Annotated in this window: 8 protein-coding genes; 3 read left to right on the top strand and 5 right to left on the bottom strand. The window is 53.5% G+C overall.

From position 1 onward, the window contains the following. The first annotated feature begins 120 nt into the window (after positions 1 to 120). Both BKD14_RS14725 and BKD14_RS14730 read left to right on the top strand, forming a co-directional pair. Positions 121 to 837: a lysoplasmalogenase gene (locus BKD14_RS14725; RefSeq protein WP_075657012.1), complete on the top strand. Its 717-nt coding sequence runs from the start codon at positions 121 to 123 to the stop codon at positions 835 to 837. Further along, complete coding sequence (locus tag BKD14_RS14730) at positions 830 to 2,233, top strand: coniferyl aldehyde dehydrogenase (RefSeq protein ID WP_075657013.1); 1,404 nt, start codon at positions 830 to 832, stop codon at positions 2,231 to 2,233. The genes BKD14_RS14725 and BKD14_RS14730 overlap by 8 nt, the downstream gene beginning before the upstream one ends. Positions 2,234 to 2,294: 61 nt before the next feature. On the opposite strand, the gene BKD14_RS14735 is transcribed toward BKD14_RS14730, so the two are convergent. Then, the gene (locus BKD14_RS14735) at positions 2,295 to 7,796 is read right to left on the bottom strand and encodes an alpha-2-macroglobulin family protein (RefSeq protein ID WP_083647182.1); all 5,502 of its coding nucleotides are present in this window, start codon (positions 7,794 to 7,796) and stop codon (positions 2,295 to 2,297) included. A 337-nt stretch (positions 7,797 to 8,133) separates the two neighbouring features. Here BKD14_RS14735 and BKD14_RS14740 point away from each other — a divergent pair, with 337 nt between their 5' ends. Next, positions 8,134 to 9,060, top strand: a complete 927-nt coding sequence (locus BKD14_RS14740) for a LysR family transcriptional regulator (RefSeq protein ID WP_075657014.1) — start codon at positions 8,134 to 8,136, stop codon at positions 9,058 to 9,060. Here BKD14_RS14740 and BKD14_RS14745 read toward each other — a convergent pair. From BKD14_RS14745 to BKD14_RS14760, 4 genes are read right to left on the bottom strand one after another with little or no spacing between them, the layout of a single operon-like run. Beyond that, entirely contained in the window at positions 9,041 to 10,393 is a 1,353-nt protein-coding gene (locus tag BKD14_RS14745; RefSeq protein ID WP_075657015.1) for an MmgE/PrpD family protein, read from the bottom strand. The two genes, BKD14_RS14740 and BKD14_RS14745, sit on opposite strands and share 20 nt — an antisense overlap. A gap of 20 nt (positions 10,394 to 10,413) precedes the next feature. Beyond that, complete coding sequence (locus BKD14_RS14750; protein ID WP_075657016.1) at positions 10,414 to 11,415, bottom strand: serine hydrolase; 1,002 nt, start codon at positions 11,413 to 11,415, stop codon at positions 10,414 to 10,416. A gap of 15 nt (positions 11,416 to 11,430) precedes the next feature. Next, positions 11,431 to 12,204, bottom strand: coding sequence for an ABC transporter ATP-binding protein (locus BKD14_RS14755; protein ID WP_075657157.1), 774 nt, complete (start codon positions 12,202 to 12,204; stop codon positions 11,431 to 11,433). 11 nt (positions 12,205 to 12,215) lie between these two features. Beyond that, entirely contained in the window at positions 12,216 to 13,079 is an 864-nt protein-coding gene (locus BKD14_RS14760; protein WP_075657017.1) for an ABC transporter ATP-binding protein, read from the bottom strand.

Here is a 13,079-nt window from a genome sequence, read left to right on the forward strand (position 1 = left end):
CCGGATTTGGCACACAAAGGTCGCTCTAACACTTTAAAATTAGAGCATAATTTTACCTTCAGCTGATCCAGGGTTAAGGAATTATGCTCTGAACAGGCTGTGTAAAGGGGGAGACAATGCATGGCGGTCGGAAACACATCACAGACAATCAATAATCATCATGCTGCAACAGTGATCTATATTTTACTCGCTACAGCAGCAATTGCGGGCGCATTGCTTGGCAGCTCACTCAGCCCTGAATGGCGCTGGCTGCATTATCTGACCAAGCCAACGGCTACGGCTTTCCTGCTGTTTCTGACTTTGCAGATTAAGCATCCTGCATCCCGCCATTATCGCAATGCTATTGCGCTCGGGCTGGCCTTTGCCATTGGCGGTGATTTCTTCCTCATGCTGCCGCAGGATTATTTTATGGCGGGGCTAATTTGCTTTCTGCTCACCCATTGCGCCTATATTTATGCATTACTGTCCGATCATGCTGCGTTCAAACCCGCTGTCTTTATCGGCTTTGCAGCCATTGCATTGCTGATTATTTCCGGTCTGTGGAACAGCCTGCCTGATGGCATGCATATTCCGGTCGCTATTTATGCGGTGGCACTGGCGCTGATGGCTGCACTGGCACTCAACCGCGCTATCAACATGACGATCGCCGACCGAAGCACAAAACAGGCAGCCAAGATTGCGGCTTTTGGCGGCATCTTCTTTGTTATCAGTGATAGTATTCTGGCTTACGGGCGTTTTCGTTTTGATATTCCGCTGAATCCGGTCTGGGTACTCGGCACCTATTACGCAGCGCAATGGTGCTTTGCCCGTTCTGTTTTAAGGGACACAAATGACTGAGCAACTGAGCACGAATTTTGCGATTTTGCGTGAAGCATGGCTGAAAAACCGCCCTGATGATCGGCAGCGCCGTGAAGATTTGTTGCGGTTGCGCACCGCATTTAAGGCCAGCCTGCCGCAGATGGCCGAAGCAATATCGCGCGATTTCGGGCATCGCTCCACCCATGAAAGCATGATGGCCGAAGCCGTGATTGTGCTCAAGGAAATCGACTTCTGTCTGCGCCATCTCAGAAAATGGATGAAGCCGCAAAGGCGTAAAGCCGGATGGCAGTTCTGGCCGGCGAAAGCAGAAATACGACATGTGCCGCTGGGCGTGGTTGGCATCATGTCGCCATGGAACTATCCGGTGAACCTTTCCCTGACACCGCTGGTTTCTGCACTTGCGGCGGGCAATCATATCTATCTGAAACCTTCAGAACATACCCCGCATACCAATGCCTATCTCAGCCGCCTGTTGCAGGAAATATTCCCGCCAGAGCGTGTATGTATCGCTCAGGGTGGTGCGGACATCGCCGCAGCATTTTCTGCCCTGCCCTTTGACCACTTGTTTTTCACCGGTTCCGGCGCGGTCGGTAAAAAAGTCATGGCTGCAGCTGCCCGAAATCTCACACCGGTCACTCTGGAACTTGGCGGTAAATCGCCTGCATTGATCGCCCCCGATGCCGATCTTGCTACAAGTGTCAGCCGCATCCTGACAGGTAAACTCTTCAATGCCGGACAAACCTGCATCGCGCCGGATTATGTGCTGCTGCCGGAGAATATGCTGGACGCTTTTATCGCAGAATGCAAAAGCCAGACCGCCCGTCGCTATACGGGGCTCGACCGGCAACCGGATTACACAGCCATTATCAATGAAGGTCAGTATAAACGCCTCACCCATTTGCTGGATGATGCCAGTATCCGTGGTCATAAGACCATTCCGCTTTTGACCCTGAGCGATATACAGAGAGCCGGAGAATATCATATTCTGCCGCCGATGCTGATTATCAATCCTGATGATAACTGTGCCATCATGCAGGAGGAAATTTTCGGCCCGTTACTGCCGGTAAAAACCTACCGCACTTATGATGAGGCCATTGGTTTTATCACCAGCCGCGACCGGCCGCTGGCATTCTATTGTTTCAGCAACAGTAATGAGACCATTGAGACTGCGCTTACACATATTGTGGCAGGCAGTGTGTGTATTAATGATACGCTCTATCAGTTCGCCTGTGCAGACCTGCCATTCGGCGGCGTGGGCATGAGCGGTATGGGGCATTATCACGGTGAGGAAGGTTTCAAAACTTTCTCCAAAGCCATGCCGGTGCTGCGAAAATATAATCCCGCGGCGACTGATTATCTGCATCCGCCCTATAGTCGCTTTGCCGATTTCATCATCCGTTTTCTGACACGGTAAAAACAAAAAGCCCCGCCTGAAACAATCAGGCGGGGCTTTTTCATTGCTCTGTTACCGCTGCTTAATTGGCAGGCTGCACCTGCATCATAGCGGCTGCACCACGGGCAAAATATTGCGGACGATACATATCTTCCACAAATGGTGCCGGATGCGCATAGGTGCCCGGTGTCACCGCCCGCACAATATAGGCGACCGTATATTCACGGGCATTGCCGCCGCTGCTGTTGAATGCCGCAACAAAACGGTCACTGCGGAATTCGCTATGAGCAACGGTCGTGTCACCGAGCCAGCCAAAATTGCTCAGATCCGCACTGTTCACAACGCGCGGATTATCAATTTCAAATCCGGCAGGCAGCAAATCCGTTATCAGCACACGGGAAGCCCAGTTATTCGATTCAGCTACTTTCAGAACAACTACATAGCGCTCATTCTGTTTCGCTTCAGAAACACTGATCTCTTCACCGTCGAGCGTGTAATAGCTGCGGCCAATGCTGAAACCGTCACCGCCTGCCGGTGGTGCTTCCACCGGCGCTGCAACAGTCGTAATCACAGCAGTCACCGGCCTGTCACCGGTATTACCCACAGTCACCGGCGCGGCTTCAAGCTGTTCGCCTGTCAGACGCTCAGACAATGCACCCTGACGGGCCTCACCATTGAGCAGCAAGGTCAGATTGGCATCTTCGTCCTTCAGCCCCTTGGCAGCCAGCAACAACCATGCCTGTTCTTGCGTGCTGGTATAGCGCGTTTCATTGCTCAGACCGCCAACCACTTTCACCAGTTCCGGCACAATGCTTGGTACCGGACGGCTTTCTGCGGCAAGAGCCAGAATGGCCGCACCGTCACGCAGGTGCGAACCGTAATCCGAACGCGCCCAGGAAATATTGCCTTTATTGGCAAGACGGAAAGCCGAAGCAAAAGCCTTCTCGGAACGTGCACCGTCACCATAAAGGGCAAGGCTTGCACCGAGCTGAGCACGTGCCAGCGGCGTTTCAAACTCACCCAGACGGGTATCCGCGTAGTAGCGCAGATCGGCAATGGATGCACGACGGTTACGCGACAATACATAGAAAGCATAAGCTATCGAATTGCCGTTATCCTTGATCGAAACATCGTAAGACAGTGCATTTTGCAGATTATCCAGTGCCGAAATCATCGGCTGCTGCGGCACATCAAATTTCTGCTCACGGGCGCGGGTCAGGAAATCTGTCACATAGGCATCAAGCCACAAATCACCGCTATCCGGCGACCAGAGACCGAAACTGCCGGAAGAGGACTGATTATTCAGAACCTTATAAATAGCTTCCTGAATACGCTTGTGCAGTTCTTCTTCACTGTCCTGCATCGGCATACCGGCCTGCTTGGCCAGTTCGCTCATATAGAGCAATGGCAAGGCACGGCTGGTTGTCTGTTCGGTACAGCCGTAAGGATAACGGTCAAGCGATGTCAGCAAGCCCGGAATATCAAAGCCGGATGCATTGGAAACATTGATGCTGACTGAAGCGCCGTCCATACGCTGACCCGCAAGCAGTTCTTTATTGATAACAAGAGAACCGTTAACCGCAGCCAGCGTTACTTCCTTGCGGGTCGTTTCCGGCAAAGACGATGCACGCACCGGCAGGATCAGATCCTGCGAAATGCTCAGACCGCTTTCATGGGTCAGCTGTACCGTCAGCTCTTCAGTCCCTGCACGTTCCGCTTTCAGCGGCAGTGTCAGATATTTCTTTTCGCCCTGTGCCAATGTCACCGATGCCGGTGCCTGTTCCTGCGGTACAGAAACCAGACCGGAACTGGCCACACTCACAGTGTAATTTCCGGCAGGGCCATCCGTATTGGCAATATCAAGACGCAACTGTGCCTGATCGTCCGGTGCCATGAATTTTGGCAGAGCGGCAGTGATAACCACCGGATCACGGATGATGACATCCGACTGCGCATTCCCGACAGCCGTCTTTGTCCAGGCTACGGCGCTGATGCGCGCAGTACCGTTAAACTGCGGAATATCAAAGCTGACATTGGCTTTACCATCGGCACCAACCTCAACAGGACCGGCAAAGAATGCCACCAGTTTTTCGGTTGGCGGCGAGCCTTCAGCGGCCATTTGCGCGCCGTCACCACCTGTGCGCAGACGACCCATCGTGCCGAGCGAACCGTCAATCAGTCGACCGTAAAGATCGCGGATTTCGAGACCGAGCTGACGCTGACCGAAATACCAGCCAGCCGGATCGGCCGGTTTGTGATTGGTCAGGTTAAGAATACCCACATCCACAGCCGAGATCATGACATAAGCCTGATCGCCGGATTTCAGACCGCCGATTGAAACCGGAATCGTCAGAGCCTGACGCGGTTCGGTTTTCTCCGGCGCTTCAATCCGCACCGAGAGCTTGCGCTCTGCCGGATCAACAGCCAGCCAGCGGATACCGATGGCACGTGCAGGCATACGGGTTTCCTGAGCTTCGCCCGGACGATAAAGGCTTGCGGTAATATAAGCACCGGCACCCCACTCACCGCTGACCGGAATTTCAACTTCCGTACCCTCAGCAGGAACCGAAACGGTTTTGGTCATCAGCAGACTGTCAGCACCGACAGTAACCAGCAGTTCACCGGCAAAACGCGGAGAGACTTTCAGCTTTGCGGTTTCGCCGTCTTTATAAATGTCTTTATCAAGCGCAACTTCCAGACCGTCCGGTGTTTCAGTCGAGCGTGCTTCAACATACCAACCGGCATCAAATTCAATGCTGGTCTGCGGGCCGTCAGGGTCAGAGGTCGCGACCTCAAGACGATAACGTCCCCATTCCACAGGCACCTGAATGCTGCCTGCAGTCTGCTCATCGGCAGAAACAGTACCGTCGGCGACTTTTTTCGTATAGCTCACCGGCTCATAGTTCCATGAGCTGCCGCTGCGATACCACTGATACTGGCGCTCGACTTTAACCAGCGTCCATTCCAGCCCTTCTTCGGCTACGCGCTTGCCATCAGCATCGCTGACAATCACCGAGAACTGCGCATTGCTGTTTTCAGGCAGGCTGTCGCCGTCAAATTCCGGCTTGATACCGATCATGGCGCTCTCGGATGCAACCGGCAAAGTCAGCTTACGCTCAACCGCACGGCCGCCACCTTCACGCATACGCACAACAATATCCGCATTCAAACGCTGCGTTGTCGCGGGCAGATCATTCAGCAGCACCGGAATTTCGGCCTTGCCCTGTTCATCCAGTTCCGGCAGATCATCCAGCGTAATACGTGTATCTTCCGGCTGATCCTCATCGGCCAGTCCGAAAACATATTTCGGGAACAGATCCCATGTCCGTGTCGGGCGAATATTGACTTCGCCTTCCAGTGTCAGACCGGCCGCTGGCGCACCATAAAGATAACGGCCGTCCACTTTAACCACAGCCGCATCACCGGCTTGAATTTCCTTCACATCCGAAGTCAGGTCAAATTCTGTGCGGTCGGGCACAAAATCCTCAACCAGAAACTGCTTTTCTGACAGCGGGGTGGCTTTCGGATCGCTTAAGATACGCAATGTCCATGTACCGCGCATGGCGTTGTTTGCCAGCGGCAATTCCACAGCATGACCACCGGCAGCCTGTGAGGTGCTGACAATCGCACGGTCTTCCACACCATCAGGACGCAGGAAAGAGAATGTCAGCGGCAGATTTTCAACGGCCTTCGCGGAGCCGTCACGCACCAGCGCGGCGGCATGAACGGTTTCACCGGTGCGATAAATACCGCGCTCGGTCCAGCCGTAAACATCCAGCGCACCCGGTGCAGGGCGACCGGTTACACCCCGATCCGAGAGGTCAAAACCGGCACGTTTCATATCGAGGAAAACATAATCTTCCTCATCGCCATTGCCCTTGGAGCGTGCGGTCAGAATGGCAGGCGCCATCGCTGCTGTGCCGCGCATCAGACCGGCGGTGAAGGTCGCGCGACCATCACCATCCGTTGTTGCAGTCCCCAGAACTTCATTATTCGCCGCCAGCAATTGCAGTTCCACGCCGCTCAACGGCTTGGCTGTTGCAAGGGAACGGGCAAAAACATTCAGACCATCTTCACCGGCAAAAGTTGCAAGACCGGTATCCGAAACCAGAAACCACTGTGTCGCCTGCGATGACCAATATTCCGAACGGTCACCTTCAGCCTTGGCTGTCATAATATAGATGCCGGGCTTACGCTTCGGCAGCGCTTCATCCACGGGAAAGGATGAGACGATTTCTTTGTTCAGCTCACTCTCAACATCCAGTTTGCCGGTATAAACTTTTTCACCCAGCGAGCTGACGATCTGCGATGTGGCATAGCCGTCAAGCTGACCGATGAAACTGATACCATCCATCGACTGGGTAAGAGCACGCTCCCCCACACGATAAACTTCCAGATCAATGGTTTTGACATTGATGCTGACAACAGGAATACCGCGGCGCATGGTGCTTGGCAGCACAAAAGCATCGCCGTTGAAACGTACAGTCGGTGCACGGTCACGCACATAGATATTAAGCGCAACCGGTGTTTCAATCATTTCACCGATCGCGGCAGGCAGACCGGAGCGGATACCGATGCGGTAATTTTTACCGTGCTGCAAACCTTCAATACAGATTTGCTTTTCTTTAGCTTCCAGACCTTTCGGGCTTGCATCATCAACAGTCACGAAAGAAGCGTAATCAATGCCGCTTTTCATCAGCGTTTCTGAAAGCTGGATACAAACACGCGGATTGGCGCTGTCGCTGTCCACCGTATGATCGACCACGCGGAAACCTTTACGTGTACGCAGGTCTTCATAAGCGGCACTGACCGCAGCCGAATTTTGCAACGCGAGGCTGGCTTTATAACTGTCGATAGCAGGACGGAAATTATCGTGCAATTCCAGCGCCTTGGCCAGATTGCTCAAAGCTTCAGCACGGTCAGAAACCGTACGGCTGAGCTGATAGGCAATAATAGCCGAAGATGTGGCAGCGCGTTTGATCTGCCAATTGGCATCATTGCTTTGTGCAGAACCAAGCGTCGCGCGGCTCAATCCCATCCAGACAGCACTGTTTTCTTTTGCAGCAGGCACAATACTGGCAAAATCAATCACTGATGAAGAAACACTGCCGGATTCGTAATTTCTTTGGGCAGCGCGCAGCAATTTGCTGACATCACCGGCAGGTTTTTCACCGCTGTTCAGCTTATTGCGATAGGTGCGTGCCTCATCCAGAACACTGGCCGGAACAAAGGTAATCGGTGCAGGTGCGGGCAATTCCGCTTCCGCAGCGGCAGCATCCAGCACTTTACCCGCTACTGCGCCTTCAAAAGCATTGAGCTGATTATAATCGGATTTCAGGAAGCACCATTTTGCTTTCACATTATAGGTGAAAGCACGGCATTCCTCATCTTTCAGACAAATATTCTCACACTGGTCAAGGCCGACATCCTTCACTGTGCGCAGATCAAAACCGGGATAATCACCGTTTTGCGTTGTTTCAATCGTCCTTGTTCCGTTTTGAGCAGTCTGAGCAATGGAAGCTTGAACAGACAGTGAAAGCGCAGCAGACAATATCAGGCCTGCAAAGACAGTACGCATCGACATCGGGATTCTCCGGTCAATTAAATTTGATTCAGCCATGAAACTTGTCCGGAGACTCTTGTCAAGTCAGACGCGCAGTCAGGACAACAGGAGCAAAAGCATTTTACAGATCAGATATGACAATACATGCTGTATCACTAATTCAGTATCATAAATTTTGGATGACCATGACCGGTTTTTATTCTAAAGAGGAAACAAGTCTTTAAGACGTTTGAAGTGCCGGAGCATGTTGTATTTGATTGCAGCCACCGCAAGCGCTCTGGATTTTTTAGTTTATCGCATGTGCGCGGGCGTTAAATGACAGCATTTAACTGCGGCATGCTTAGTGCGGAATGCTTCTATGGAATTGAAGTGGCTCGAAGATTTTCTCTGCCTGTCACAACATTTAAATTTCTCCCGCGCGGCTAATGAGCGGCATGTTACTCAATCCGCGCTGTCACGCCGGATCAGGCAGCTTGAAGCCTGGGTCGGCGTACCGCTGATCGACCGCTCCACCTATCCTATTCGTCTGACCCTTGCCGGACAAAGTTTTCTGCTCCGTGCGCATGATGCGGTCGGTCTCCTCACTCATGCCAGAGATGAGCTGAGCGCCCGCTATACGCCGATGATGGAAGTGCTGTCTTTTGCGACACTCAACACCCTGTCGCTCACCTTTTTTCCGGCACTGATGGCACGCATTGAAAGCAACGGCGATAATTTCCGCACTCGTTTTTCCGATCCGCATCCCTCATTTCTCGGCAATGTCTCAACCCTTCTCAACGGAAATTGCGATTTTCTGCTGACCTATGCTCACCCCTTGGTCAGCCAGATGGAAGATCTGAGAAATTTCCCTTATTTGTCTCTCGGGCATGAAAAGGTAATACCGGTTTCAGCGGCAGATGCCGCCGGCGAACCTCTGCACCGGCTGGGCAACCACACATTGCCGACAGAATATCTGCGTTATCGCGATACAACATTCTTTGCACAGGTTCTCGATCCGCTTGTGGAGCGTCGCGGTCTCAATCTGAATATGGTCTATGAAAACGGCATGGCCGTCGGGTTGAAAGCCATGGCGGTTTCCGGTCAGGGCGTGGCATGGATTCCGCAAAGCCTGATGCCGGATGAATGGAAACGCGGCATTCTGGTGCGTGCAGGCGTTCAGGACTATGATCTGGATGTGGAAATCCGTGTCTACCGCTCACAGCGTTTTCGCACGGATTATGCCGAGCGTTTCTGGCGGCGCGCATCAGCACTCGCCGCCGAAGACATTAACTGGTGGCAGAACTGAATAAGAATTTCAGTGCCTTAAGGTCTTTTGCTTCATCCAGTGCCAGAAGCTCTTCATACACACCGGCAGCATTATCCGATGCCCCGCAGCAATCCATGAATTTACCGAGGCGGTCAGCATCGGTGAAAGGCTCCTGTAAGCCACCGACAGCATAATTTCGAGATGCTGTCAGCACGCGCCCGTCATACAATTTCACGGTCACAACATGCGGGAGTTTGTCCTGTGCAATCCGCTCTTCATCCGCACTGTAGCTCAGCATTGTCACACGGTTCAGCAAGGCATCACTTGCATAGTGCTGCACAGCTTGCGGCGTAAAATCAGCAAGACTTAAATATCTCTGCCGCAATGCCCGTGCCACACAATATTGCATGGAAAAACGCGCCTGCATTTCATCGACCGGCTGCGGATAGGTCAGATTACGGTAATTGGCGATACCAACCAATGCCTCGACACTTTCCACATCCTCTGCCGTGAAACCGTGCTCACGCATCAGATCAAGCAAACCGTCAACGATCAGATGGGTTGAACCGCAACACGGATGTTTCTTCGGCATCACCCCTGCGGTCTCAATGATATGCTCTGCGTCAGCGATTATCGCTTCCGTTTTCCAGCCGCGGCGCTGATCTCCGGCAAACAGACTATGAAAACCCTGCGCACCTTCCAGAATATCAGGCCGTGCCTGCATCCCCGCTTTGGCCAGCAATGCGGCCTCCACAGCATTGCGTGCCGCCATGCCCGCATGAAACGGCTTAATCAGCGTGCCGAATTGGCCTTTGGTGCCGGAAGCATAGCTGACCGCAATGGTGATTGTCCGCGCTGTTGCCTCTTCATCCAGCCCGAGCAGATGCGCCACTGCTGCGGCAGTGCCGATGCTGCCAATGGTTGAGGTGCCATGCCAGCCTGCCGTATAATGCGCCTGACCAACGCCATCGCCAATCAGTGCCTGCGCCTGAAGGCCCGCCAGATAAGCATCAATCAGTTGCGCACCGGATGTTTTCTCAAAATCCGCAACAGCCAGCAAAGCCGGAACGATAACCGCTGAAGCATGGCTCATGCCGGGCAGAAAATTATCGTCATAATCCAGCGCATGAGCAGCAGTACCATTCACCAGCGCAGCCACAACCGGGCTTGCTGTTTTACCATTCACCAGTAACGCCTCTCCCGCGCTGCCGGTCCGGGCAAAAGCCTCAAACACTGTTTTGGTGCTTGCATCTTCACGCCCCGCAACCATACAGGCCAGCGTGTCGATAATCGCATCACGCGCCAGCAGACGCGCCTTTGCACTGGTTACCGGCTTTGCACAAACTTGCGCAATCGCTCCGGCAACCGTCATTTCCCCCTCCCGCATTTCCCTCACCCCTGAAATGCGTCGAAGATCAATTTCAGCAGGCGGCCGAATTTGTGCCGGTTGAGCTGGCGACCGGCAATGTCGGTATCCACCCGATGCACAATCACCATATCCAGTGCCGGAATGGTAATGCAGAAATGTCCGCCTGCGCCAAAGCCTGCATAGCTGCCCTTCGGTGTTACAACACCGGGAAAGAACACACCGTCCCGCTCCAGCCACCACATATAACCATAGGCACCGCGCGCGCCGGCATCAGAATAAGGCATTACGCATTCCTGCGCCCAGCCTTTTGGCAGCACGTCTTCACCATTCCAGCGGCCATGACGCAAATAAAGCTGGCTGAAACGCGCCAGATCGCGGGTCGACAGGCGGAACGGATAAGCCGCATGACGGCTCTCGGTGAAACGATCATGCCAGCCATCCGGCTTATCACCACTGAGTGAAAAATCCTCGAACTGCAGCGGCTTGGCAATGCGCTCATCAAAAGCCTGATGAACGGTCTTACCGGTCAGTTGCTCGAAGATTGTACCCAGCGCATTGAAATCCCAGTTATTATAGCACCAGAAGGTGCCCGGTGCATGGGAGTGGCGCTTCTCTTTAATCATGCGCATCCACGGCGTTTCATAACCCGCCGCATGATAAATACCGGAACGTGCCGTCAAAAGATCATAGACAGTTGCCTGTTTTTCAACTTCGCTCAGACCATCATTGTCATCGATGCCAAGTTGCTCAAGTGTCAGGCTCAGATCAATCGTACCATCCGCCACATCCTGCCCCATCAGAGCGGCCAGAATGCTTTTGCGGATCGAATGGCAGAGATATTTATGGGTAACATCGCCATAGGTGTAGATGATCTTGCCGCTCTGCACGATCATCAGTGCATCGGTCTCCTGGCTCTCAGCACAGGCTTCAACCGCCTGCAAACCCGCTTCAGACCAACCGGACTGGGCAGGATTTTGCACCCGTTCCCATTCAGCCGCCGGATTGGCCGCATGCTGATAACTCATATCTCTTCCCCCAGTTTAATTATGCGCCACGGCCTCAACGCTGGCCTGCAAAAATTCCTGCGTATAAGATGCGCTGGCACGGGACTGGCGCAGATCATCCGCCGTCAGTTCTTCCAGAATAATGCCTTTATGCATCACACCGACGCGTTCACAGATATGCGCAACCACTGCCAGATCATGGCTGACCATCAAATAAGTCAGACCGCGTTCACGACGCAGGGTTTTGAGCAGATTGAGAATTTCCGCCTGAACGGAAACGTCCAGCGCCGAGGTCGGCTCATCCAGCAATAGCACTTCCGGCTCGATAATCAGCGCACGGGCAATCGCCACGCGCTGACGCTGACCGCCCGACAATTCATGCGGATAGCGATACATGAAACTCGGCCCCAGACCGACAGCTGTCAGCACATCGCGGATACGTTCTTCCTTACGATCCATACCGTGAATGGTCAGAGATTCCGCCAGCACTTTATGCACCATCTTGCGCGGATGCAGCGAGGCATAAGGGTCCTGAAACACCATCTGCACGCGGCGGAAGAACGATTTGTCCCGCTCACCGGACAGCGATGTACCGTCAAAACTGAAATTGCCGGTATAATGCGGGATCAGGCCAGCCAATGCGCGCAGGATCGTGGACTTACCGCAGCCGGATTCCCCGATCAGACCATAGGCCTCACCACGGGCAATATGAAACCGGGCTTTCTTGACCACTGTCGAGCGCTTGCGCCCCTTGCCGAAGCTGACAGACAGATCAGACACATCAACCAGCGGCTTTGTATTCTCACTCATAATATCCGCCATTATTTCTGACCTCCGCTGAGGGTTGCACCTGAAAGCCAGCTCGGATCACGCTCCGGCACTTGCAGCATATCCACTGGATGGTCGAGACGCGGCAGGCTGGCAAGCAGAGCCTGCGTATAAGGATGCTGTGCTTTGTGCAGTTCTTTGGCAGGCAGGTCTTCCATAATGCGACCGGCATACATCACCAGCACGCGGTCGCAGAAATCCGCCACCAGATTTAGGTCGTGGCTGATAAACATCAGGCCGGTGCCGGAACGGCTTACAAGCTCGTCCAGCACGGTCAGCACCTGACGGCGCACCGTGACGTCCAGCGCCGAGGTCGGTTCATCGGCAATAATCATATCCGGCTCAGGGATCAGCATCATCGCGATCATCACGCGCTGCCCCATACCGCCGGAAATCTCATGCGGGAACAGGTTCATCACCCGCTCCGCATCACGGATATGCACGGCTTCCAGCATGGTCAGTGTGCGCTGACGGGCTTCCTGCTTATTCACCCGATGATGCAGCCGGTAGGCTTCCATAATCTGATCGCCGATACGGATCAGCGGATTGAGCGAATATTTCGGATCCTGCAAAATCATCGAGATTTTATTGCCGCGCACTGAGCGCATCTGGCGCTCGCTGGCACCCAGCAAATCAACATCGCCGAATTGCAGTTTCTTGGCTTTAATCTGTGCTGCTTTCGGAGTCAGTTTGAGGATCGAACGGCCGGTCATGGATTTACCCGAACCGCTCTCCCCTACGATACCGACTTTCTCGCGCCCGATGGAAAAGCTGATGCCACGCACCACATCGATTGAGCGGTCAACACCCGGAAAAGACACCCACAGATCTTCAACTTCTAACAGAGGTTTGGTCAT

This window comes from Pseudochrobactrum sp. B5 (genome assembly GCF_001939785.1).
In the GTDB taxonomy this organism is placed as follows: Bacteria; Pseudomonadota; Alphaproteobacteria; order Rhizobiales; family Rhizobiaceae; genus Pseudochrobactrum; species Pseudochrobactrum saccharolyticum.